Raw genomic sequence first — 21084 nt, forward strand, 5'->3', positions numbered from 1 at the left:
CGCCCGGTGAAATCCGGCGTCAGCTGCCTGAAGCCGATTGCCCTTGTGGCCTCGTGCCTCTAAGCGCTAGTTAATCGGCCTACCACAGGGCTACACCGCCCTCGACGGCAGTAAGCTGCCATGGACCCGCATCCACTCGCTGAACTCCCACAGATTAGCGTGCAAGGAATGGATCTGGTCGAGCTCCGGTCCGACGTTGGGGCTTCCGTTCGGACCGCGGCAGATCAGTGCGCGATGGACGCTCGGAGCGATCCCACGAAAGTACGGCAGGAAGTCATCAATGAACGCCACTGGCCCAAGTAGTTCAATCGCATCAGCCTTCGGGCTTCGCGCCCCTGCAGCTACTCCCGTGGCGATCACGCGCTCGATCGGAAACCCCGCATCCCGCAGGTTCCTGAGGCGCGCCGTTTCGAACTGCGGGGACAGAGCCGAGACACATACCAGCTCATAGCCCGCATCGTGAAGCCGATGACAGGCATCAACAGCTCGCTCCAAGGGGGGCACACAAGACCAGAACTGCTCGTCCATGCGGGCCCGCAATGCTGCCAGGCGATCCCCATCCAGAAACTCAACCGCCCAGCGGTTAAACGGGAAATAAGCGTCCTTGTCCCGCTCGACCGGCCGCTGGCCAAATGCCCGCTCCCAGACCGAGGCATAGGCTAGGCCATAGTCAAGCAACACCCCATCCGCATCCAGGGCGATGATTGGCTTGATGCTCATGTCGATGATCCTTTAAATAATCTCATTGCGATTGTGCAAGTGGCGCCGGCGAGTACACCATCGGTGATGAGCACTTCGCGTGCTTCCTGACGCGGAGCAGCGGCGTTCAGCCCACATCCACACAGAAATCCGCCCGGAACTCCGGGTTCTGCATGCCACCGCCCCGGAGCCTGTACCCCCTGGGGTTGGTAACGATCCGGGTCCCCCACACTTGGTAGTCCAGGCTCTCGTGGATGTGCCCATGGATCCAGGTGCCGGCCTTTCCCATAAGCGCTTCCAGGTCGCTCGCGTAACAAGGTGACAGCGGGTGCCCTTCAAACTCCTGCGGGATTGATCGCGGATGCGGTGCATGGTGGGTGACCACCACCGTGTTCTCTGGATCACCCAGGCCCAGTTGCTCCTCCAGCCAAAGTCTGCTGGAGTCGTGCCGGCGCCCAGCCATCGCCGGGACCAGTCGGTGCTTGCGTTCCTGCCAATACATCTCCGGCGGTCGCGTGATCTTGATCCGCTGGTAGTCGCTCATGCGATGGCGCGCCGTGTTCATCGCAATCAGCTTCTCTTCGGCGCCGTGCAGTGCGTAGTCCGTCCAGAGCGTGCACCCCAGAACCCGCACACCGCCGATCAAAACGGCATCGTTCTCCAGGTAGTGGACTTCGTGATCCTGGGCCAGCTTGCGCATCACATCAATGTGCTTATCCCAATGTTGGCTGTAGAACTCATGGTTGCCGTCCACGTAGATGATGGGCTTGCCCGGAAAGGTCTCACGCGCCCAACGAAGCCCGCCCGTGCCTTCGGTGGTGTCACCTGCCAGCACGACCACGTCGACGGTTTTGAGAAAGTCCGGGTCCAGCTGCAGCTTGAAGGGACACAGGTCCAGGTGCAGGTCCGAGTAAACGAGCAGTTTCATGGAGGCTCTGTTGAAGGCGTTGCGCGGACTCATGGCCAACAGCGGCGAGGCTTCCTGCGCGCCCTGACCATCGGCGCGAAGCCAGCGCGCTGAATGCGTGCGGAAACCAATCTCCCTTTCAGCAGCATCCCTGGTTTGGTTGTGATCACGAACTCTGGTGGTTCGTCCCCGTCAGCGCTACTCCTGGCCAGCGAGAAGTACACGCGGGCTCCCACCTTCCAACCCATGCCCGGCGGCAAGGGGATGCGGTTGCGACTGTCGATGTGCGCTCTGCGCTCGGGCTCGAATCGCTTACTGAAGGATTGAGGGTTCAAAGGCATAACAATCCTTGGGTGACGTCCCAGCCCACATTCACAAAATGGGTGATTTCGGTGGGAGCCAGCACGTCGCGGTGCAAGTGGCCGTGGTAGTTCACAAGCCTGCGGAAACCGTGGTCCACCGTCGCCGGATAGTGGCTCGCAAACACGGTCCGACCCAGCATGTCTTGCCAGAACAGAAATGGGACCACTGCGTCGAACAGTGGTTGCCGCCCCTGCAGCGCGCGTTCCCTCACGTAGAGGCACTTGCCATTGCGCTTGAGGTCGTGGTTCCCGAGGACCAGGACCTTGCGGCCCGGAAGGCGTCGGATCCACTCCATGGCCTCGTCGTGGTCGCCCATGGCCAGGTCCCCGAGAATCAGCAGCCATTCGTCGTCCTTGACCTTCTGGATCTGGGTGATGATGTGCTCGTTCATCTGCATGACGTCGAAAAAAGGCCGCTTGCTGTACTCGATCACGTTGGTGTGGCCCAGGTGCAGATCGGACGTCATCCATACCCGCTCACCGCGGGTCAGGGCGTTCACGACCTGAGAGCTGGCATCGTTGATGATGTCGGGATTGGCGAGGTCCAGCATCGCAGCGTGCACATCGGGCCGGGATCGCTCCGTGGCCAGAGTGCGCTGAAATAGGTTCAGTGCGTCGTTGAAATCCATAGTGCGTAGTAAGGAAACGGAACTATTGCCAGGGTGGCAGTAGCCCGCCGCCATGGTCTGGCCACGAGCCGACAGATACCGCGTGCCAGACGCCATCGCTCACATCAGCCGAAACCGTCCCGATGGCAAGCTTGCCACGCAGCTCCATCAACATCCGCAGCTCCTTGTCTTCTTCGGGCGGTGCTGCGAGGTGATAGTTGCGACCTGATCCCGTCTTGACCATTGCGCTCGCAAGATCGATGGCAGCCAAGGCCGAAGTAACTCTGAGTGTCATGGGGCCCAGCATCGCGACGATGTGCAGCGTCCCGGTTCCACGTTGAAGGATTCGCCAATGGTCCAGTTGGACCTCGGGCTGAACTTGAACATCGGGGGCGGGACGCTCATTGAGAAATTGAATCTGCACGATGCAGTACCTTGTTTTTGATCAGATAGGCGAACAGGCTGTGGTTCCCCGTTTGCGGTGGGTTCGCTGCAGTGAGTTGCAGAAGTGTTCCTTGTCCAGATCGAGGATCAGTCCAAGATTGACAGACACTGGTTTGAGGACTCTGCGGCAGCCATTCGGAAGTGGAAATCATCGAATTTCCATCAAAATGCGACTAGTTAGACGTGGTCTTTTAAGTCGCCATCGGCGGAAATCGAGTGAATGCCCACTCGAAAGTCAGATCCACCAAAAGCTGCTGTTGGTCGCGCGCTCAAGCAGCTGCGCACCGCACGCGGCTTCACGCAGGAGGACCTGACACCGGCGATCAGCCGGCGGCACATTGGGCGTCTCGAGCAGGGCGAGCAGCTCCCCAGCATTGGCATGGTGGAGCACCTCGCGGAAGGCCTGCAGGTCCATCCAATGACTCTCCTTGCAGTGGCATACGCGAGCAGATTCGATGCAGCATCGATTGAGAAGGTGCTGAAGTCAGTTCGAACCGATCTCTCTACACTGCTGCCTGAGGACGTTGCTTAGCCCTTCTTGCCTGCGATGGAGAACCTTCTCCGACCATGATGGCTTCAATTCCTGTCAGCATGGACAACGATTCGTCGTCGTTTGGGCGATTGAGCAGTCTGTTCACGATCTCGCGGTCTGCGGCCATGCTGAGCACCATCATCACGTCGCGTAACTGCTCAAGGCTGCCTTCAAAAATGAGTTCGCCATTTACGGGAGGCGACGGATGTGCCTTTGCTATCAACAGCAACGCCATCGCGATCGCTGCATTGGGTTCGCCGTCGGGACCTCGTGTGCCTTCTCCCCACAGCATGGCCCGAAGTTGATCGGAAACACACACCAATTGGCCGTCGCTAAGGCTTCTTGGAAGGATTGCATCAAAGCCACCGGTTTGAAGGATTTCTTCCAGGTCCATCTCGCTGAAATGGCCGATCTGTTCTTTGTCTAACTGCAACATACTCGTCAAATATTTAGGGGACTAGTTGGTCCTGTTTGGGACTGAGCGTGCGAAGATAGCTGAACTTTCTCCGCGCAAAACCCGTTTCAAGGCGGTCCAGCGCAAATGGAAAGCTCCCACTTGCCTTGCGAAGACATCTGCGCAATCAGAGTGTTGTTTTGAACTTTCGCTGCCACTCGCCCTTGAAGAATCGATTGGATCTTTCCCGCTTGGTTGAACTCGACAGCCAGTTTCGCGAACTAGCGAAGCTGCAGGGTCCAGGCACGCCCAGGAGCGGGTGGGTGAAGACTGTGCGCCTGGCTCTGGGGATGAACTCTGAGACCTTGGGTCGACGCATCGGCATCTCTCCGCAAGGAGTCAGGCAGCTTGAAAAGTCGGAAGCTGATGGCTCAATTTCTCTCAACACCCTGGCCAAGATTGCAGATGGGTTGAACTGCGACGTGCGGTACGTTCTGGTGCCCAGGATCAGCTTGGTCGACCAGGTGATGGCGCGAGCCATGGAGCACTCCAAAGGCGCGGTTCCGATGGGGGCAGGCAGCACCCCGATGAACATTGACGGCCAGTCGCTGGTTGTGCTCGCCTCGCTTCTTTCACGCATCGACCAACGCGCATTTTGGTAGCCGGCGTTGTGGCTTGCTGCGTATTTCGGTCGCTGCTGGTCAGCGGGGGCGAATTGAGTTGGACAGCCGCAACGGCGGGAACTGGACACCGAGAACGGCTCTAGTGGCCATGCCCAGGTCGTCGCCGATGAGCAGCTTCGCCGAGTCGCCTTCTTGGGTGATACAGGACACTCGCGCGACCAGCTAGACTCCCGCTATCGGCCGAGGCTGTCCTTGCGCACGCTACCGCTCAGTGGCGGCTTTGCAGCGGGAGCAGCCTTTCGATGCCCTGATTGCGAGGGTCTGCAATCAGCCGAGAGCCGCTGCAACCGACCGTTTTCCGGCGGCATCGGGCTGCTTTTTGCACCAAAGACCCCTGGTCATGGCCCCCGCCGCAACTCCCTGACACCGCGACCCAATTTTCGACGCAATAGAGCCCGCAGGGTGACCCCATCCGTGTACCCAACCTGGGCGGCAATCTGGTCGACACTCGCGTTCCCGGTGCGCAAGAGATGGACTGCCTGTTCGACGCGCAGGTCCTGGAAGTACGAGAGTGGCGTCTTTCCCAACACGCTTTGTAGCCGCCTCGCCAAAGTACGTTCGCTTGTGCCCGCGGCGCTGGCCGCCTCGGCCAGCGAGAAACCATGCGCTAGCCGACGTCTGGACCAGGACTCGAAGCGCTCGACTATGGGGTCGGCATGCGCAAGGTGGTCGGGAATCACGAACTCGGCTTGCGAACTGCGTGCCTCAACCAGTAGGTAACGCGCCACCAGGGTCGCCAGCGCTGGACTTTGCCCTCGGACGATGCGCAAGGCCAAGTCAACGTGGGCCAAAGCGGCACCCGCTGTGGTGAAGCGTGTCGTGCTCACGACCATGCGGGACTCGTCCAGCGTGACGTTCGGATAGCGGTGCCGAAACATTGGCCCAAGCCACCATGATGTGGTCGCGTGGTGCCCGTCAAGCAACCCACTCTCCGCGAGCAAAAAACCACCTGAGCAGGCGGTACCAAGGTGCGCGCCGGCGGTGGACCATTCTTGCAGAGCCGCGACCGCGTCAGGCATGTCGGGTCGTGCGAGTCGCGCGGCGAGTGTGTCAGGCATCTTTTCGCCAAACGCGGGCACGAGCACGACGTCAGGTTCTGGCACACCGCGCGCGGGGATCACGGGGACCGTCAATCCTTGCGCAGTCCGGATGCGACGCCGCACGGCCACCAGCGTTATCTCAATTGGCGCGGGAGCCTGTGGCAGCGAACCCGCCACGGCATTGGCCAAGCCCAGGGTGTCAGTGAGCGCCGCAAGCCCCAGATCAAACACGCCATCAGAAACAAGCAAATGTACCTTCATGGCAGAAATGATATCAATATTGTCATTCCTGCCGATAGAGATACCTTCAAGCCAGGCCTAGACTACACACCAGCCCATCCCTTTAACCAAGCTCCCGTCAACCCAAAGGATCACACCATGACCAAGCTCGCCCTGTTTGTTCGTCTCGAGGCCAAACCCGGACAGGAAGCTGCGCTGGCCGATTTCCTGGCCAGTGCACTTCCACTCGCTAATGCCGAGTCCGGCACCACCGCTTGGTTTGCACTGAAGTTTGGCCCTTCCACGTTCGGTGTGTTCGATGCCTTCGCCGATGAGGCAGGTCGCCAGGCACACCTTGATGGTCAGATCGCCGCGGCTTTGATGGCCAATGCAGCGACCTTGCTCAGCTCGCCGCCCAATATCGAGAAGGTCGAACTGCTTGCCGTCAAACTGCCTGCGTGATGACAACCGTCTTTGACCGCATCAGGTCGCGCCGGATGATTCAGTTGAGCGTTGAGAGGCGCGCGGGGGGCTTCACTCGGTGATTGACCGCAAGTGGTCAAGATCTGCCCTCCGCTAAGTGGAGCAGCGGTCGTCAGACATTTGCGGAACCCACGGCATCTGACAGGCAACCGGTCCAGAACTCAGTCCGGTCATCGGTAGCCGCAACCTGCGTGTGGCAGACAGCGGTATTGAAGCCGACACTCAACCTCAGCGCTCGAGCGACCGCACCCAGCCTGGAGCGGTCGTTGACTTTCACTTCCCAAATGGCCGCGTCTGACCGATTGCCGAAGTCTAGCCGACCGCCCCGACTGTTACTCAGCGAAGAGTTAGACAATCTGCCGACCTCCGACCGCGGTGTCGAACTCGGTGTCCACGGTACCGAGCCGGCTGTCCAGGAGATCCGAAATACGCAGCTTGCAGTTGAAGAGGTCCCGAAACACGTAGGCGGGACATTTCTGATGGACCCGACCCGCAGGTCGTTGCGAAAGCGGCTCGAACGCCTATAGTGCCGGCAGGTGGGCCTGTTCCCGGTGAGATGCGGCTTCGGGGCCGAGTGCAAAGGAGGCGTGGTGGGTGAACTGGATGACTATCTGCAGGCTGCCGACCGTGAGACCACGGTGCGAAGTTACGCAGCTGCGATCAAGCACTTCGAGCAGGACTGGAAAGGGTTGCTACCGGCCACCAGCGATACCGTCGCTCGCTACCTCGTGGCCTACGCGAGCACGCACAAGGTCAGCACCTTGAGGCAAAGGCTGGCGGCGCTCGCGCGCTGGCATGCAGAACAGGGCTTTGCGGACCCGACCAAGGCACCGTTGGTACGTAAGGTGCTCAGGGGCATTGTGGCGAAGCACCCGGCCAAGCAAAAGCAGGCGCGCCCGCTGGAGCTCGATCAGCTTCAAAAGATCTCCGACTGGCTGCAAGCCGAGCAGCGCGCGGCACGCGAACGAGGCGATGAAACGGCCTTGCTGCAACTGACGCGCAACCGGTCCATCGTGCTGCTGGGCTTCTGGCGCGCGTTTCGATCCGATGAGATTGTCAACATGCGAGTGGAGAACGTGACGGCCATCTCCGGTAAGGGCCTGGCCTGCAGGCTGGACAGGAGCAAGACGGATCGCGCGATGGAGGGCCGCACGTTCCATTGCCCAGCTCTGTCCCGGCTGTGTCCAGTGGACGCCTACCTGGAATGGATCGCCGTCAGCGGCCGCCAGGCGGGCCCGGTGTACTGCGGCATCGACCAGTGGGGTCACATGTCCGAGCGCCCCATGTACCCCACCAGCCTGATTCCCTTGCTGCGCAAGATGTTCCATGACGCCGGCGTCGAGTCTGCCGAGGGCTACTCGAGCCATTCGCTGAGGCGCGGATTTGCCGGATGGGCACGCGCCAGCGGGTGGGATATCAAGGAGATGATGGAGTACGTTGGATGGCGCGACATGGAGTCGGCGTTGAGGTACCTTGATGTCCCAACCGCGGGACTACAGGAGCGCTTCGAAAGCGGCCTCTGACGTTGTCTGGACAACTCTCCAACCAAAGGACAGCATGCAGCCGATTCTTGCCCCTTACGTGCGCACCTTCGTCGACTCCCTGACGGGTCTCCCGGTACTGCCTTCATCGGTGTGGCTGATCGGCTCGCAGGCCAGTGGCCGAGCCCAGGCGGGCTCTGACACAGACCTGCTTGTGTTCGGCTCATCCGGGTTTCTCGCCGCTGTGCGCGCGGCATTGCCCCAACCGAGCGGCATCGACTGCCTGGTGGTGGTGAACGGCAACGACTTCGAAGAACCCTGGCAGGACAAGCGTGGAGCCCTGGCCCGCTGGAATTGGGTCTTGAAATCAGCCACCGAGGCCCAGTACGAGGGGACGAAATTCATCGCAGATGAGCCTGACGGAACGCTTGGCCAATTTGAAACTCGGCAGGAGAGAGCCATCCGCATCTGGCCCAGTTGAAGTCGAGCTGCAAAAGAATCTTGTCACCTGGAGCCTTGCGGGCAATTCGAGGGCAAGCCAGGATACGGCCAGTTTTAGCTCATAAGCGTTTTGGCTATTAAGGATTCGTTTTTTATGCCGGATGTTGCCGCGCGTGGCAGTCGGCGTTACTGAGAACCTCCGGGAGTCGCTCTGACCAGCCGCTCTCCTCATTGGCCTTCAGGGCTCCCCGGGCTGCGCTTCCTGCGCACGGGTTTGGATGGCGGCTGGAACTGCGCCATCAGCGCGCGAAGGGTATCCGCCTCCGCCTTGTACTGCGACACGTCTTGCAGAGCCTGTTGCAGTGCTGTACTTTGATCTTGGCCAAGTCTGGCGCTCTCGGCCGATGCAGCCTTGGCACTATCCAGTTCCGACGCCATCCGCGACGCTGCGGCACTCATGTCGATCAGCTTTGCCTGGTGGTTTCGTTCGACCTCGGCCAACTTGGCGCGCATTTGTTCCAGTTGCTTTTCTGAATGGCTTCGTGCCGTGCGCTCTTGGTCGATTTCGCGCAGGGCCCTGCGCTCCGCCTCAGTAGCCCGCTGGGCAGCATCGGCAATGGCCTGCCGCCCCTTTTCCAACTCGGCGCTGAAGTGCTGACGGCTGTTGGCCTGCTCCAGCTTCAGTTCGTCGATCTGGCGCTGCAGGGCGTCCGCCCGGGCAGTCGTTGCTGCGTGCGTGCGCCTCTCCCGCTCCAGGTCCGAGTCTAGACTTTTGACTCGTGCCTCCAACTCGCCTATCCGGCCCGCAGCGGCCTGAATTTGGGCTTCAAGCTGCGCGTTCAGCTGCAGCGCCTGCTCCAAGCTGGCCAAGGCGCCCTGTGCTTCGGCACGCGCCTCTACGCGTACGGCAGCCAGCTCTGTTCGTGCCAGTTCGGCGGCTTGGCCCCACAGCTCGCTGACCACCTGGCCTGCAGCCTGCTTCAGGGTGTCTGGGAGGTCGGGGTGATCGATTTCCACGCGGGCCTTGCTTCGAAGGTCCTCCCAGAAATTCGCTAGAGCCTCTGCAGGAGCGCTCATGGAGCCCTTGCGTACGTGCTGGTAGAGCTTGCTCGCGGTGGGTGTGATGCCATATCGGAAAAACAGCAACGCACACACTTCGCGATACAGCGTTTTGGTGTCGCTGAATCGCGCCCGCAGGGCCTCTACTTCGGTCTGGATCTCTGATTCTTCACTCATTCTCAAATAATACAACGTATAACGTAATAAATGGAGAATAAATTTCTAAACTCTGGACATAATTACTCTAATGTCCATAGAATTTGGCGCATGAGCAGTTTGATCGTCGCACCGACCGTTTTGGCGCATCTTGAGCCCTTGGACGGCTTGGTGCTACCCGTTCATCTTTCCGGAGAGCGTGGCCGAAATCGGGCCCCGGGCCTGCCCCAGGTAGCGGCCAATGACGACCGCTCTGCGGTTTTGGCTTGGCTGGCGCGCTACAAGGATTCACCGGCCACGCTGGCCAGCTATCGCAAGGAGGCAGAAAGGCTGCTGCTTTGGTGCGTGCACCAACACGGGAAGGCCCTGTCCGATCTGACCCACGAGGATTTCCTGGCTTACGAGTCCTTTTTGGAAGATCCCCAACCGGTTGGTCGATGGGTCATGCAGGTCGCTCAGAAGGCGCCGAGGTCCTCGCCCCACTGGCGTCCGTTCGCCAAACCGCTGGACCGGCAGAGTCAGCGCCAGGCTCTGTCGATCCTCAACAGCCTCTTCAACTGGCTGGTTCAAGCCGGGTATCTGGCGGGCAACCCTTTGGCTCTGCACCGCCGCAAATCTGTGGCGCGGCCCGCCAAGACCAGCAGGTTCTTGCCCCACGAGCACTGGGCGCAAGTACGCGCAACGATTGAGTCCCTTCCCACGGGCACGCCTCGGCTTGCTCTCCAAGCGGCCCGATATCGGTGGCTCTTCTCTCTTCTCTACATCGGGGGCCTGCGTATTTCAGAGGTCTGCAACAATTCAATGGGCGACTTTTACTGGAGACGGGGAACTGACGGACGGGAGCGATGGTGGCTCGATGTCTGTGGCAAGGGAGAAAAGACACGTCTCGTGCCGGCAACCGACGAGCTCGTGTCAGAGCTCATGCGCTACCGAAAGGCCAACGAACTCGCACCGCTGCCGCGCGAAGGGGAGAATTTGCCGCTGCTGATTCCCATCATCGGAGCTTCCCGCTCTATGTCGCGAAGCTCTGTGCACGAATTGGTCAAAGATGTGTTTCGCGAAACCGCAGCCCGCTTTCGAGCGCTTGGGCCGGAGCACGAGGGCGCGGCTTTGCACGTTGAACAGGCGTCTGCACACTGGCTCAGGCACACGGCAGGCACACATCAGAGTGACAGCCTGGATATAAAGGTTGTGCGCGACAACCTGGGTCATGCGAACATTGCTACGACCAGCATTTACATGCATACGGAGGACGATATGCGCCATGATCAGACCTCGGGAGCGCACAGGCTGGGATGGTCGAAAGTCTGATGGATGCGTGTCACGGTTGCCTTGGTGGCTACGAAGTTCCATTGCAATATGCGCACGCTTGCCGACAAGAAAAATGGCTGGCGCCCATGGATGCCAGCCCTTCCTGAAGTAGCTAGGTGCTAGCTATCAATCGCAGCAGCCCAACATTTCCAGGCAGCACTCAGCAAATTCTGAGCAGCAATCGGTTTGGGCCACGGACATGCCTGCAATCATCACCAAGAGAGCGGGAAAATGACGAGGATTTTCCGCGCAACGGAACTGTCCGCAGGCTCAACCTGCCACGAGAGACCTTCAGATGTCCCAAATTTAGGCAAGCAGCGAAGCTATTCCTTCAGTCATGCGCGACGGCGCAATGCTGATGATCTCCGGCTCCACGACTTGGTGCTTCACAAACGGGTCTTCTTCCACCAAGGCTGTCACCTCGATCTTGCTGAGCTTGACTGCCAGCAGCGCACCGCCTTGCGCATTCTCCAGAGACCCGGCGAGCAGGAACACCCCGTCGCTGATTCCTTTCTCAATCCACTGCTTGTGTCCGGACATCCACTGCGCGGCTTGCGAACGATTGGGTCCGAATTTGAGCAAGACAATGTGCATAAGAACTCTCTCCTACTGGTACCGATTTCAAAGTTGGAATCTGAATCTACTTTCGCGGTGCGCCTAGACCCGCGGTATTCAGCACCCAGGCCTCGATCTGCTTGACCTCATGGCGAATGAAAGCCTCGTCATGGAAGGCATTTGCCAGTGAAGCAATGCCTTGGCTTCGCGCCAACAGGTGCATGGCCAATTCATCGGCATCCTTGACCCGGCCCAGCTCTACAAACTGCTGCTTCAGCCAGCGTCGGAACTGCCCAAAGATCATTCCCGCTTCGCCTTGTGCGGGGTGTTCGAGCTTTGCCAGTTCGGCGCACAGTGTTCCCACCGGACAACCAAAACGCTGAATGTCCTTGCGGTTGTCGATCAGCATCTGCGCGAAGCACTTCAGCCTCTCGGCAGGCGTGCGCCCCTTGAGCGCCCAGGCGTCCAGCATCCCCTGAGTCTTGGCCGCCCTGTGGGCGATGACTTCTTTGAGGATGTCGTCCTTGGTTTTGAAGTGGTAGTAGAAGTTGCCGCGTGAGATACCCACTGCATCGGCAATGTCGGCAAACGAGGTGTTCTCAAAGCCGCGCTGGTAGAACAGGAGATCCGCTTTCTCGACGATCTCCTGCCGTGTACTGGGTTTGGAGGCTTCGGATTTCATGCTGTCGCCATTGTTGAAAGCGATTGCTCAGTGGCCGATGGATAGTCTGTGTACCCACGCTCGTCTCCCCCATAGAACGTGGCCGAATCGGGGACTGCGAGGGGCAGATCACGACGAAGCCGCGTGACCAGGTCTGGATTGGCAATGAACGGCTTGCCGAAGGCGATCAAATCGGCAGAGCCTTGCTCGATAGCTGCCATGGCTCGGGCTCTGTTGTATCCATTGTTGGCAATGTAGGTACCGCCAAAGCGGCGCCGCAACTCTTGATAGTCCACCGCAGGGACAGCGGCCGACATGTCGCCCTCAAGCACGTGAAGATATGCCAAGTGCAATTTGGAAAGCTCTTGGGCGTAGTACCCAAAATGCGCTGCCGGGTCGCTGTCGTGCATGTCGTTGAAGCGGTTTTCTGGACTGAAACGCACACCGATACGCCCCTTCGGCCAGATCTCGCTGACGGCAGCCACGATCTCCATCAGAAACGCCAACCGACGGGCGGGCGATCCTCCATACCGGTCGCTCCGTTGATTGCTCCCGTCTCGCAGAAACTGATCAATCAGGTATCCATTCGCTGCGTGGACCTCGACACCGTCGAAGCCTGCAGCTTTTGCCATTGCGGCGGCCTGCTTGAACTGGTCCACCACTTGAGGGACTTCCCCAGTGGTCAGCTCTCTTGGGGTCACGAATGGCCGCATCCCACCATAGGTGACTGCCAGGCCCTCGGGCCTGATCGCTGAAGGGGCGACTGGCAGATCCTCATTCACCTGAAGAGTGGGGTGCGAGATGCGACCGCAGTGCTGTAGTTGGGCAAAGATGCGCCCGCCTTTGGCATGGACCGCATCAGTGACTAGGCGCCATCCTTGCGCCTGTTCGTGCGTGTAGATCCCGGGAGTTCCAGGATAGCCAACTCCCTGGGCAGACACAGGTGCAGATTCGGAGATCACAAGCCCAGCGTCACCGCGCTGTCCGTAGTGGATCGCCATGAGAGAGGAAGGGACGCCCTCAGGTGCTGCGCGGTTGCGCGTCATCGGCGCCATGACGATCCGGTTGCCGAGCAACATGTCGCTCAGCATGAAGGGGGCAAAAAGCTCATGCATGCAAGACTCCATAGGTTTAGGTCATTTGTCCTAGTATCGTAGGACGAATGACCTAATCATGTCAACACGCGTTTTGGTGCTCGATCAGTTCAAGCCGGTAACCATCAGGGTCTGCAACGAATGCAATATTTTCTGGAACCTGCCGTTGCGGGCTTGAATGCGTCATGGGACCAGGCGCGCGGACGACCTTCACGTTGGCCTCGGTCAGGTACCCGCAGGTCCGCTCAACGTTCGCGACCTTCAGGGCAACATGCCCAAACGCCGAGCCATGTTCGTAGTCCTCTGTGTCCCAGTTGTGGGTGAGTTCAATGGCTGGAGACTGGTCTTCATTGCCGTACCCGACAAATGCCAAGGTGAAGCGTCCTTCGGGGTACTCTTCCTTGCGGAAAAGCGTCATGCCAAGTAGTCCGACGTAGAAGGCGATCGACCGATCCAGGTTGCTCACACGCAGCATGGTGTGAAGCAGCGCAGAAGGGGTGAGCGCTTGTTGTGGGTGTTTCTCTGTGCTCATGCTTTGAATCCATGGATTGAGAGAGGCCACCTCGGCAGCACTGAGGTGGCCCAGCAATCTGATGCGGTTAGCCCTTTGCGATTGCTTCGCCGATTTCGGCATTGGTCAGGGACTTCCCGCCCCAGTTCCAGGCGCCATCAACCGCGTGCACCACGTTGATGTAGACCTTGTCCTTGGGATGTTGGTAACCAGACAGCTCATGAACGATAGCGGTCGACTCGTCGAAATACCCGATCTGCACGTCGCGATTGGCGAAGGCAAATGAGGGCACTTTCCACTCGATGATCACCACCGGCGTTTCCTGCATACCCGTGAAAGTGGCATCCCGGGGCAGGACGTGGATCGACCCGACGACATTCGACGTCATGGTCTGATTGCCCTTGAGTCCGTGCCACTTGAGCATGGCTTCGGAAAGGCGCGAGAACGCAACTTTCTCCTGGCCTTTGGGAAGAACTCCTTCGGTCAATGTGAGGGTGAGAGGCATGTGAAGACTCCAAAAATTTTGAGGAAAAAGACCGGACACCGTCCTGCGTCCAGGCGGTCCAATCCGTTTAAATAACGATCGTTACACCAATAATATATAACGATCGTTATCTAGTCAACTACAATTCCCGGATTCCATTCCTTGGCAGGAGAAGTTCCGCATGTCCCGTCTTGAGCAGAAGTCCCAGACACGTCAACGCATCGTGGAAGCTGCAGGCCGCAGCTTTCGCAAGGGTGGATTTGGCGGTGTGGGTGTTGATGGACTGGCGAAGGAGGCAGGGGTTACATCCGGAGCTTTCTACGGGCACTTCGGCTCGAAGTCAGATGCGTTCCATGAGGCCGTGGTGCACGGGATGGCGGATCTGAAGGCCGGTGTGCTGTACTACCAACAGACGCATGGAAGCTCGTGGTGGCCAGAGTTCGTGAAGTTCTATCTGGGCGCCAAGCGACGTTGTGACCTGGCAGAAAGCTGCGGTCTACAAGCGCTTTCTCCTGAGGTCGCTCGGGCTTCTCCAGAGATCCGGGACGCTTTCGAAGGTGGCCTGAAAGAAGTTTCTGCCGCAATCCTCTCGGGTCCAAAGTCTCCCAAGGCGCCGCGTGATGAGGCAGGAGCGTGCTCAGCCCTCGCGGCGTTGGTCGGGGCTGTCACCCTGGCACGGGCTGTGGGTTCGGAGCAGTTTGGTGACGCGATCGCCGCGTCGGCTGGTGTGGCGCTTCTTGGGGAATTCTGGGAGGTGTCGTAACGACTCTCCAAAGTCTCGCCGCGACAGCGTAGGTAAACGTTGCACTTGCCAGGGTAGCTCCGGCGCTACGAGTGGTTTGCGGTGTGTGGGCTAAAGGTTCCACGACTTTAGCGCGGTTTTAAACGGCGCTCGTAATCTTCCAGAGCCAGCAAAAGACTGGTCCGATGCTCATTTGCCACTACTTGCCAGGGCAATCCAGCAATTGCGCCCTCCAGCGCCCAAAGCAAGTTCAGAGTTGTGCCCGCATTCGTCCCTTTGACTTTTACATACGCCGCCACAGCGCCCATTTGCTGCAACTGGACAAGTGTCGTCAACCCCGCATGGGCAAGAGTCTCTGCCGACTTTGGCCCAATATTTTGAGCACTGCCAAGAGGCATTGAATCGGGCATTAGAGGGGGCGAAACGTTAAAAAAGGATTAGTCACACAGAAAGCTCTCATCAGCACTGACAAGAGCGTCGGCCTGCTTCAAAAGGCGTGTCGCGCAATCCTCCGAAAGTAGGACAAATGAGCATCAGATTGCGCAGGCCAGTTTGCGAGAAACATCCTTGTCCATCGGTCTTGGTCATAGGCGACCGGGATAGCATCAATGTGCACGCCCGCAACGCAAGTTCCATAGGCTGCTGAAAACGGCGATGGGGTCAATGCGATACGGGTGATGAGTCCCGGAAATTTTCCACCGGCGTTTGGCATTCCTGCGGCACCATTGTTAATGACTACCGCCTGAAGCGCCCCACGCGCCACAGACTTGAGCACGGGTTCACACGTATGGGTAGACGAAAAGACGTCAACCTGCGCGCTATCAAAGGCGCTTTGCAACCACGTCTCGTTGTGTGGCTTGTCGATTTCATCCACACCAAATTTCCACCCGGCAAGCGAGTCGGCGTCCCCATGCACGATGCCCACACGGCACAGACCAATCTCAAACCGCGCAAACATGGGTAGCTCGGCAAGACGCCGCGACAGGTCGGCATTACGCTGCGCAGTGGCTTTGAGCCTGGCATGGATGCGATTGGAGCGTTCAACCACTGCGGCGTCCACCTGTTCGGGGTAAGCGCAGCCGCACCCGGCTTCGTCTCCATCTGACGACAGTTCAGCCTCCACATTCCCCAAGATGGCCTGGTGGCGAAGAACGCGTTGATTGATGGTGCGAAACCCTTCGTCATCCACATTGAACCAGTTGAAGTCCCCGTTGAAGCACAGTGTGACGGGGGCCGATTCGCTGGCGGCCATCTGTTCAATCATCTCCAGCGCGGGCAGATTGCCGTAGAGCCCGCCAATGACATAGAGAGTTTCGGTCGAAAGTGGCGGTGCTTTTGCGATGGCTTGCGCACCATAGCGGTATCGAAGCGGGCAAGTTCGGCCCGCAGTGTCGATGTCATTGGTAGTCATTGGAGCATCCGTTTCTCTTTTTGCACTGGAACAGGTAGATCTACTTGCCAATGAGCAGGTGGCTCGTTCGCTAGAGGCTTGTACAGTGCGCCCAGTTGCCTATCTCCTACCTGTTGCGTTGGCAAATCAAAGGCCACGCGGCCCTGGCGAAGTCCGATCACCCTGTCGGCGAGGACCGGCAACAGCGCGGGGTTATGCACCACGGTTAGCAGCGTCGCGCCCGCAGCGGCATCCACCAGCAGTCGGCATATTTCGGCGGCTGCTGTCGGGTCTAACGCGGCGGTGGGTTCGTCGGCCAAGATCAGACGTGGGCCCTGCATGAGCATGCGGGCCACGCCCACCTTCTGTCTCTCTCCACCCGAAAGCTGGTCTGCCCGCGCAGTGGCGCGGGCCAGCATCCCCACTTGCTGCAGCGCAGCCTCGGCGCGCTGGATTTCTGCAACAGGAAAGAACCTCGTCCAACTGCGCCAGCCACTCACCCTGCCGAGGGCGCCGATCAGAACGTTGTCAAGCGCAGACAAGCGTCCCACCAAGTGCAGTCCCTGCAAGACTTGGCCTATCTCCTGACGCATCAGTCGCCACTGCTTTGCGTCGAGAGAGGCGCCCAGCGGGCGCCCGAGCACCTGCACCTCACCGTGTGCCGGTCGCATGAAGCCCGTCAACAGCTTGAACAATGTGGATTTTCCGGCACCGTTGTGACCGATGATGGCCACCCGTTCGCCATGCGCCACCGTCAGTGTGGGTATGTCGAGGATGGTTTGCCCGCCGATCTGACAGCAAACGTCCTTGAGCAAAATGCTGGGGCCTGTCATGACAATGCTCGGCGGATGCGCCGACTTATGGCGTCGAAGGAGCCCACCAAGACGATAACCACCAGCAGCACGGTGGCCAAGCGGCCCCATTGGAACAGTGAGGTGGCCTCCGAAATCAGCAGGCCCAGCCCGCCAGCGCCAATGATGCCCAAGATGGTGGAGTCACGGATGTTGAACTCCCAGATGTAGAGGTGACTGGAGACAAACTGCGGCAGCACGGATGGCCACACGGCATTGAAAAAAACCTGCGTGCGGCTGGCCCCGACGCTCTGCACTGCATGAATGGCGGCCATGTCCAACGACTCGATGGCCTCGGCAAACAGCTTGCCGTAGGTGCCCATCGAATGCAGGCCGATGGCCAAGATACCTGCCGTTGGCCCCAGGCCCACGATGCCCACCAGCACCAGACCGAACACCAAGGTATGAATGGACCGCATCACATCCAGCACAGCCTTGGCCGCCCACGCCAGGGCACGCGGTGCAGCCAGGTTGCGAGCCGTCAGCACGGCCAGCGGCAGCGCCAACAGCGCGCCTAGTAGAGAGCCCAGGGTCGCAATACGGATCGTTGTCCAGGCCGCGCGGACCAGACCCGCCAGGTAGTCGGCTTCCACTTGCTGACGGTTTTCAACCCGCAGTAAGGTACCGTCATCGCTGCGGTATTCCAGCCTTGCCTCACCGAACCAGATGTCCAGGAAGCTGGGATGGGCAAACTCGGTCATCGTCTTGGCAAGATTCGCCAGCGGATTGCGGCCCAACGACAGGTCGCCTTCAGCACCCAGGGACCACAAACAAACCACTACAAGCAGTCCGTAGGCCAACGCCAGACCCAGAAAGCGCAGGCGCCCGCTCAGTCTTGTCGTACCTGTGGGGCCCTGCGCGTTTGTCATCACGGTGCTCACTTCGCCTGCAGATTCCCGGTGGCCAGCCCGGCGTCACGGATCGGCTTGTAGAACGTGTTGTCGCGCGTCACAAACCCTGTGTAGTGCGACGGCAATAATTTTGGCTGAGACGCCAGCGCTGCGCTTACCCCGGCCAGTGCCGCCTGCAAGCTGGCCACAAATGCCTTGTCCGCAGCCAGGGCTTTGCTCACTGCAAAAGCGTCATTGGGCAACGGCGCGGATTGCCAGATGATCTTGGATTGCTCCGCTTTGATCAGACCTTGTTCAATCATCGCATCACGGTTGCGGTTGTAGTCGGCACCTGCGTCGAGCACTCCTTGGGTGACTTGGGTTTCGATGGCCTGGTGCTTGGTGTAGAGCACCTTGCTGAAGTACCTCTCGGGATCAATGCCCTGCGTCATGAAGTAGTGACGCGGGATGAGGTAGCCCGAAGTAGAGCCCTTGTCACCAAAGGCAAAAGTCTTGCCTTTGAGATCTGCCGGGGTGTTGATGCCAGACTTTGGGTGGGTCACCATGATGGCGAAATACTCGGGCTTGCCGTCGTAGAGTATGGTGGACACCACCTCGGCACCTGCCTCATGGTTAGCCAGAACATACCCCCAGGGCCCCATGAGGGCCAGATCGGTCTCACCATTGGCGAGGGACTTGGCCAGCCCTTCCCAGCTGTCCACTGTGCGCAGTTGCACCGGGCGCTTCAGTTGAGTTGCCAGGTACTCGGCCAGAGGTTTGTAGGTTGCGTCGTTTTTTTCCTTGTCTGGCTGAAAAAGACCCACCCCAAATTGCAGCGGCGCCTGCTGGGCCTGAGCAGCTCCGGCAAGTGCCAAGGTGGCTAGAAGCACAAGGTGACGGCGATGGAGTTTCATGAAAACAACCTCTGAGTGGTGGTGATAGTGGTGCCTCTTGGTCGTTGGCCAGTGCCAGGTTCTTACAGGCGCCAAGCCATGAGTTATGGCGCCGCAGCGCCCGCGAACTGGCACGGTTCATCCGCACCCACAAAATGCAGTTCGGCAAACCCTGCGCGTACCTGCTCTCCGGTGTTGTCCGTGTCAGACGCCACGGCCAATTGGCTTGCTTTGAAGGGCAGCGGTCCGAAGGCTTTTGTGGCATCCGCTAGGACGTTGACGCGTTCGCTCACCCACTGGCCCACTCGCTCCTTGCCGGTGCGCTGAACGACCATGGCGGCACGATCTGTGTAGGCGTTGAAAGCGCGGGTGCCGACGGGATGCTTGTTGTCCCACACGTAGTTGACCGCTGCATCCGGCACCGAGGCGCCATAAAGACTGCGCCCCAAAGCCAGCTTCATGCGAAGACCCAGATCCAACGCCTGCGGGGGGAGAGAAAAGGTGACGTAAACCCGCGCCGCATAGTCATCGCCCGCTTTTTGGCGCAGATCCGCCTTTTGCAGCACCCCCTCCACCCGCCACATCCAGCACAAGACCGGCGTGGCTTGTAAATCAATGGTCAATGGACGGGCCAGCAATGCCATGCTGGCATTCGCGGAGGCTTCTACTGCAACGCGCCCATCCCATCGTAGAGCTCGGTAATGAGTGGCTGGCACACGCTGGTCAAACTGAACCAATTGCCAGGGATCGGGCAGCGCTTCCGAGTCGCTTGCAAAGTTTCCCATGTGCACGGGCGCGGCAGCCGCGCCCGCGACTAGCGCAAGCAATGGCAAGGAGGCACTCAATACAAAGCTTTTGCGCGGGACGGAGTGAAATCGGCGTTTCATGTCGTGCTCCATAGGTGAGCCGGAAGATCTGCACGAATTGGAGCGGGAAGCATCGCCAAGTCCTGCGGCTCGTCGATGTCGTGCAAAGGAGGGAAATCGCACAGATGCCAGCCCAGCCGTGCGATGCGGCGGCGCGTTTCTGCAGCCACCTCGGCGGTACTCCAAGGCATGTTGTCAAACAGCGTCTGGTCAAAGCTCTGCAAGCCCAGCAGGGTGTAGCCGCCGTCTTCTGCAGGAACAAGCGATGCTTGGTGGTCACGCAAGGCCAAAGCGGCGCGCTGAAGCAGGCCGCTATCGAGCGCAGGGCAGTCAGTGCCAATCAGCACCACCGAGGCGCCTTCGGATGTCACCCGCCGAGCGACCCTGGCCATGCGCGCCCCCAAGTCACCATCGCCTTGCTCTGACCATGTCAGGCCGCCGGGTAAACCCAGTGTGGTCCAGTCATATTCGTTCAGTGCGGGAGTCACACAGAGTTCCACGAGGCCCACCCTAGACGCGAGTGCCGCATTGACGGCCTCAACGAGCATGCGCCGCGCAAGCTCAGCCGCGCCAGTTTTGCCCAGAGCCGGGATCAACCGAGTCTTGCAAAAGCCTGGGATGGGTGCCTTGGCAATGATGACGATGCGAACCGGGTTCATCGATAAGCCTTTGCGAGTTGGCTTGCGGGAACGCCGCGCCAATAGGCCAACCGCAGACGCCACATCAGGAAAATCGTGCGCCAGAGCCCACGTTGCTCCCAACGTCGGCCCGATGTGTGCACCCTGTCGGTCAGACAAATGGGGGGCACCAAACGTCGCAACCGGCGGGATATTTCGATGTCTTCCATGAGCGGTTGCTGGGGGAAACCTCCCACGGCGTCAAAGGCGGTGCGGGTCATGAACAGGGCTTGGTCCCCCGTAGCAATGCCGGTGAAGCGCGAGCGCCGGTTCATCATCCAAGCTATGACCTTCAGCATGGCGGGCCTTCCCTCTATGACGACGTCAAACCGCCCCCATGCCAACGCGGACTTCACTTGGCCGTCCACCAGTTGCACTGGGGATGGGGGCAAGCGGGTGTCGGCATGCAGAAAGAGCAACACGTCGCCACTTGCAGCGGCAGCGCCTACATTCATTTGCAGGGCACGGCCCCGTGGTGCGCGGATCAGCTGAAATCCCATGCACTCGATCAGATCAGCGCTGTCATCGTCGCTACCGCCATCGACCACGATCACCTCCGCCCCTTGGCGTGACAGGAGCATCAGATGATCGCAAAGCCCTGGCAGACTAGCCATTTCATTAAGCACGGGAACAATGACTGAGAGTTTCGTCACGCTGAGATTTCCAAACTAAAGGTGCGGCGAAACCAGTTGACGGCGTGTACGGCGGCCA

At 59.5% G+C, this 21084-nt stretch carries 27 protein-coding genes; 7 read left to right on the plus strand and 20 right to left on the minus strand.

All coding sequences use genetic code 11. The annotated features are described in order from the left end of the window. Positions 1 to 90 precede the first annotated feature (90 nt). From U5N23_RS14220 to U5N23_RS14235, 4 genes are all read right to left on the minus strand, one after another. On the minus strand, positions 91 to 720 hold the full coding sequence (locus tag U5N23_RS14220; protein ID WP_179684616.1) for an HAD family hydrolase: 630 nt from the start codon (positions 718 to 720) through the stop codon (positions 91 to 93). 106 nt (positions 721 to 826) lie between these two features. Beyond that, positions 827 to 1627, minus strand: coding sequence for a metallophosphoesterase (locus U5N23_RS14225; protein ID WP_179684615.1), 801 nt, complete (start codon positions 1625 to 1627; stop codon positions 827 to 829). A gap of 310 nt (positions 1628 to 1937) precedes the next feature. Then, positions 1938 to 2597 (minus strand): metallophosphoesterase, encoded by a 660-nt coding sequence (locus U5N23_RS14230; protein ID WP_322593441.1) that lies wholly within the window; start codon positions 2595 to 2597, stop codon positions 1938 to 1940. A 22-nt stretch (positions 2598 to 2619) separates the two neighbouring features. Next, positions 2620 to 3000, minus strand: a complete 381-nt coding sequence (locus tag U5N23_RS14235; protein ID WP_057267479.1) for a hypothetical protein — start codon at positions 2998 to 3000, stop codon at positions 2620 to 2622. Positions 3001 to 3240: 240 nt separating this feature from the next. Between U5N23_RS14235 and U5N23_RS14240 the strand changes: the two genes are divergently transcribed. Beyond that, positions 3241 to 3552: a helix-turn-helix transcriptional regulator gene (locus tag U5N23_RS14240; RefSeq protein ID WP_322593442.1), complete on the plus strand. Its 312-nt coding sequence runs from the start codon at positions 3241 to 3243 to the stop codon at positions 3550 to 3552. Here the strand turns inward: U5N23_RS14240 and U5N23_RS14245 are convergent. Then, positions 3524 to 3988, minus strand: coding sequence for a hypothetical protein (locus U5N23_RS14245; RefSeq protein WP_322593443.1), 465 nt, complete (start codon positions 3986 to 3988; stop codon positions 3524 to 3526). The genes U5N23_RS14240 and U5N23_RS14245 overlap by 29 nt on opposite strands. Positions 3989 to 4170: 182 nt before the next feature. On the opposite strand from U5N23_RS14245, the gene U5N23_RS14250 reads away from it, so the two are divergent. Further along, positions 4171 to 4608, plus strand: a complete 438-nt coding sequence (locus tag U5N23_RS14250) for a helix-turn-helix domain-containing protein (RefSeq protein ID WP_057267476.1) — start codon at positions 4171 to 4173, stop codon at positions 4606 to 4608. Positions 4609 to 4967: 359 nt separating this feature from the next. Here the strand turns inward: U5N23_RS14250 and U5N23_RS14255 are convergent, their stop codons facing one another. Next, positions 4968 to 5930, minus strand: a complete 963-nt coding sequence (locus U5N23_RS14255) for a GlxA family transcriptional regulator (protein WP_057267361.1) — start codon at positions 5928 to 5930, stop codon at positions 4968 to 4970. A 117-nt stretch (positions 5931 to 6047) separates the two neighbouring features. On the opposite strand from U5N23_RS14255, the gene U5N23_RS14260 reads away from it, so the two are divergent. The 3 genes from U5N23_RS14260 (at position 6048) to U5N23_RS14270 (ending at position 8333) form a co-directional block, all read left to right on the plus strand. Further along, the gene (locus tag U5N23_RS14260; RefSeq protein WP_020228489.1) at positions 6048 to 6350 is read left to right on the plus strand and encodes a putative quinol monooxygenase; all 303 of its coding nucleotides are present in this window, start codon (positions 6048 to 6050) and stop codon (positions 6348 to 6350) included. A gap of 611 nt (positions 6351 to 6961) precedes the next feature. Continuing rightward, positions 6962 to 7894 carry a tyrosine-type recombinase/integrase gene (locus U5N23_RS14265; RefSeq protein WP_057267463.1) on the plus strand — a complete coding sequence of 311 codons (933 nt, stop codon included), beginning with the start codon at positions 6962 to 6964 and terminating at the stop codon, positions 7892 to 7894. A gap of 34 nt (positions 7895 to 7928) precedes the next feature. Further along, positions 7929 to 8333: a nucleotidyltransferase domain-containing protein gene (locus U5N23_RS14270; RefSeq protein WP_179684610.1), complete on the plus strand. Its 405-nt coding sequence runs from the start codon at positions 7929 to 7931 to the stop codon at positions 8331 to 8333. 188 nt (positions 8334 to 8521) lie between these two features. Here the strand turns inward: U5N23_RS14270 and U5N23_RS14275 are convergent, their stop codons facing one another. Further along, on the minus strand, positions 8522 to 9529 hold the full coding sequence (locus U5N23_RS14275) for a DNA-binding protein (RefSeq protein WP_322593444.1): 1008 nt from the start codon (positions 9527 to 9529) through the stop codon (positions 8522 to 8524). A gap of 90 nt (positions 9530 to 9619) precedes the next feature. Between U5N23_RS14275 and U5N23_RS14280 the strand changes: the two genes are divergently transcribed. Beyond that, positions 9620 to 10819: a site-specific integrase gene (locus U5N23_RS14280; protein ID WP_322593445.1), complete on the plus strand. Its 1200-nt coding sequence runs from the start codon at positions 9620 to 9622 to the stop codon at positions 10817 to 10819. 306 nt (positions 10820 to 11125) lie between these two features. Here U5N23_RS14280 and U5N23_RS14285 read toward each other — a convergent pair whose 3' ends face one another. From U5N23_RS14285 to U5N23_RS14305, 5 genes are all read right to left on the minus strand, one after another. Continuing rightward, entirely contained in the window at positions 11126 to 11413 is a 288-nt protein-coding gene (locus tag U5N23_RS14285) for a hypothetical protein (RefSeq protein WP_322593446.1), read from the minus strand. A gap of 46 nt (positions 11414 to 11459) precedes the next feature. Beyond that, the gene (locus tag U5N23_RS14290; protein ID WP_322593447.1) at positions 11460 to 12056 is read right to left on the minus strand and encodes a TetR/AcrR family transcriptional regulator; all 597 of its coding nucleotides are present in this window, start codon (positions 12054 to 12056) and stop codon (positions 11460 to 11462) included. Beyond that, on the minus strand, positions 12053 to 13150 hold the full coding sequence (locus U5N23_RS14295; protein WP_322593448.1) for an alkene reductase: 1098 nt from the start codon (positions 13148 to 13150) through the stop codon (positions 12053 to 12055). The genes U5N23_RS14290 and U5N23_RS14295 overlap by 4 nt, the downstream gene beginning before the upstream one ends. A 61-nt stretch (positions 13151 to 13211) precedes the next feature. Beyond that, positions 13212 to 13661: a lactoylglutathione lyase gene (gloA, locus tag U5N23_RS14300; protein ID WP_322593449.1), complete on the minus strand. Its 450-nt coding sequence runs from the start codon at positions 13659 to 13661 to the stop codon at positions 13212 to 13214. Positions 13662 to 13728: 67 nt separating this feature from the next. After that, positions 13729 to 14145, minus strand: a complete 417-nt coding sequence (locus U5N23_RS14305) for a 4-oxalocrotonate tautomerase (RefSeq protein ID WP_322593450.1) — start codon at positions 14143 to 14145, stop codon at positions 13729 to 13731. A gap of 160 nt (positions 14146 to 14305) precedes the next feature. Between U5N23_RS14305 and U5N23_RS14310 the strand changes: the two genes are divergently transcribed. Then, entirely contained in the window at positions 14306 to 14887 is a 582-nt protein-coding gene (locus tag U5N23_RS14310) for a TetR/AcrR family transcriptional regulator (RefSeq protein ID WP_322593451.1), read from the plus strand. A 107-nt stretch (positions 14888 to 14994) separates the two neighbouring features. Here the strand turns inward: U5N23_RS14310 and U5N23_RS14315 are convergent, their stop codons facing one another. From U5N23_RS14315 to U5N23_RS14350, 8 genes are all read right to left on the minus strand, one after another. Beyond that, entirely contained in the window at positions 14995 to 15276 is a 282-nt protein-coding gene (locus tag U5N23_RS14315; RefSeq protein WP_322593452.1) for a TfoX/Sxy family protein, read from the minus strand. Between the two features lie 77 nt (positions 15277 to 15353). Further along, positions 15354 to 16277 (minus strand): hypothetical protein, encoded by a 924-nt coding sequence (locus tag U5N23_RS14320; protein ID WP_322593453.1) that lies wholly within the window; start codon positions 16275 to 16277, stop codon positions 15354 to 15356. Continuing rightward, positions 16274 to 17089 carry a phosphonate ABC transporter ATP-binding protein gene (locus U5N23_RS14325; protein WP_322593454.1) on the minus strand — a complete coding sequence of 272 codons (816 nt, stop codon included), beginning with the start codon at positions 17087 to 17089 and terminating at the stop codon, positions 16274 to 16276. Before U5N23_RS14325 ends, U5N23_RS14320 begins: the two co-directional genes overlap by 4 nt. Next, on the minus strand, positions 17086 to 17988 hold the full coding sequence (phnE, locus tag U5N23_RS14330; protein WP_322593455.1) for a phosphonate ABC transporter, permease protein PhnE: 903 nt from the start codon (positions 17986 to 17988) through the stop codon (positions 17086 to 17088). Before phnE ends, U5N23_RS14325 begins: the two co-directional genes overlap by 4 nt. Then, the gene (locus U5N23_RS14335; protein ID WP_322593456.1) at positions 17985 to 18851 is read right to left on the minus strand and encodes a phosphate/phosphite/phosphonate ABC transporter substrate-binding protein; all 867 of its coding nucleotides are present in this window, start codon (positions 18849 to 18851) and stop codon (positions 17985 to 17987) included. Before U5N23_RS14335 ends, phnE begins: the two co-directional genes overlap by 4 nt. An 83-nt stretch (positions 18852 to 18934) precedes the next feature. Beyond that, the gene (locus tag U5N23_RS14340; protein WP_322593457.1) at positions 18935 to 19717 is read right to left on the minus strand and encodes a DUF3047 domain-containing protein; all 783 of its coding nucleotides are present in this window, start codon (positions 19715 to 19717) and stop codon (positions 18935 to 18937) included. Continuing rightward, on the minus strand, positions 19714 to 20355 hold the full coding sequence (locus U5N23_RS14345; RefSeq protein ID WP_322593458.1) for a TIGR04282 family arsenosugar biosynthesis glycosyltransferase: 642 nt from the start codon (positions 20353 to 20355) through the stop codon (positions 19714 to 19716). The genes U5N23_RS14340 and U5N23_RS14345 overlap by 4 nt, the downstream gene beginning before the upstream one ends. Then, positions 20352 to 21026, minus strand: coding sequence for a TIGR04283 family arsenosugar biosynthesis glycosyltransferase (locus tag U5N23_RS14350; RefSeq protein ID WP_322593459.1), 675 nt, complete (start codon positions 21024 to 21026; stop codon positions 20352 to 20354). Before U5N23_RS14350 ends, U5N23_RS14345 begins: the two co-directional genes overlap by 4 nt. Positions 21027 to 21084 lie beyond the last annotated feature (58 nt).

The sequence above is a fragment of the Acidovorax sp. genome (genome assembly GCF_034519795.1).
GTDB lineage: Bacteria > Pseudomonadota > Gammaproteobacteria > Burkholderiales > Burkholderiaceae_C > Acidovorax.

Excerpts from the sequence above, each read along its gene's own strand:
- U5N23_RS14255 (WP_057267361.1), bottom strand. The coding sequence starts at position 5,930 with ATGAAGGTACATTTGCTTGTTTCTGATGGCGTGTTTGATCTGGGGCTT.
- U5N23_RS14325 (WP_322593454.1), bottom strand. The coding sequence starts at position 17,089 with ATGACAGGCCCCAGCATTTTGCTCAAGGACGTTTGCTGTCAGATCGGC.
- gloA (WP_322593449.1), bottom strand. The coding sequence starts at position 13,661 with ATGAGCACAGAGAAACACCCACAACAAGCGCTCACCCCTTCTGCGCTG.
- U5N23_RS14275 (WP_322593444.1), bottom strand. The coding sequence starts at position 9,529 with ATGAGTGAAGAATCAGAGATCCAGACCGAAGTAGAGGCCCTGCGGGCG.
- U5N23_RS14240 (WP_322593442.1), top strand. The coding sequence starts at position 3,241 with ATGCCCACTCGAAAGTCAGATCCACCAAAAGCTGCTGTTGGTCGCGCG.
- U5N23_RS14290 (WP_322593447.1), bottom strand. The coding sequence starts at position 12,056 with ATGAAATCCGAAGCCTCCAAACCCAGTACACGGCAGGAGATCGTCGAG.
- U5N23_RS14335 (WP_322593456.1), bottom strand. The coding sequence starts at position 18,851 with ATGAAACTCCATCGCCGTCACCTTGTGCTTCTAGCCACCTTGGCACTT.
- U5N23_RS14315 (WP_322593452.1), bottom strand. The coding sequence starts at position 15,276 with ATGCCCGATTCAATGCCTCTTGGCAGTGCTCAAAATATTGGGCCAAAG.
- U5N23_RS14285 (WP_322593446.1), bottom strand. The coding sequence starts at position 11,413 with ATGCACATTGTCTTGCTCAAATTCGGACCCAATCGTTCGCAAGCCGCG.
- U5N23_RS14295 (WP_322593448.1), bottom strand. The coding sequence starts at position 13,150 with ATGCATGAGCTTTTTGCCCCCTTCATGCTGAGCGACATGTTGCTCGGC.
- U5N23_RS14270 (WP_179684610.1), top strand. The coding sequence starts at position 7,929 with ATGCAGCCGATTCTTGCCCCTTACGTGCGCACCTTCGTCGACTCCCTG.
- U5N23_RS14280 (WP_322593445.1), top strand. The coding sequence starts at position 9,620 with ATGAGCAGTTTGATCGTCGCACCGACCGTTTTGGCGCATCTTGAGCCC.
- U5N23_RS14245 (WP_322593443.1), bottom strand. The coding sequence starts at position 3,988 with ATGTTGCAGTTAGACAAAGAACAGATCGGCCATTTCAGCGAGATGGAC.
- U5N23_RS14220 (WP_179684616.1), bottom strand. The coding sequence starts at position 720 with ATGAGCATCAAGCCAATCATCGCCCTGGATGCGGATGGGGTGTTGCTT.
- U5N23_RS14260 (WP_020228489.1), top strand. The coding sequence starts at position 6,048 with ATGACCAAGCTCGCCCTGTTTGTTCGTCTCGAGGCCAAACCCGGACAG.
- U5N23_RS14340 (WP_322593457.1), bottom strand. The coding sequence starts at position 19,717 with ATGAAACGCCGATTTCACTCCGTCCCGCGCAAAAGCTTTGTATTGAGT.
- U5N23_RS14225 (WP_179684615.1), bottom strand. The coding sequence starts at position 1,627 with ATGAAACTGCTCGTTTACTCGGACCTGCACCTGGACCTGTGTCCCTTC.
- U5N23_RS14230 (WP_322593441.1), bottom strand. The coding sequence starts at position 2,597 with ATGGATTTCAACGACGCACTGAACCTATTTCAGCGCACTCTGGCCACG.
- U5N23_RS14345 (WP_322593458.1), bottom strand. The coding sequence starts at position 20,355 with ATGAACCCGGTTCGCATCGTCATCATTGCCAAGGCACCCATCCCAGGC.
- U5N23_RS14310 (WP_322593451.1), top strand. The coding sequence starts at position 14,306 with ATGTCCCGTCTTGAGCAGAAGTCCCAGACACGTCAACGCATCGTGGAA.
- U5N23_RS14305 (WP_322593450.1), bottom strand. The coding sequence starts at position 14,145 with ATGCCTCTCACCCTCACATTGACCGAAGGAGTTCTTCCCAAAGGCCAG.
- U5N23_RS14320 (WP_322593453.1), bottom strand. The coding sequence starts at position 16,277 with ATGACTACCAATGACATCGACACTGCGGGCCGAACTTGCCCGCTTCGA.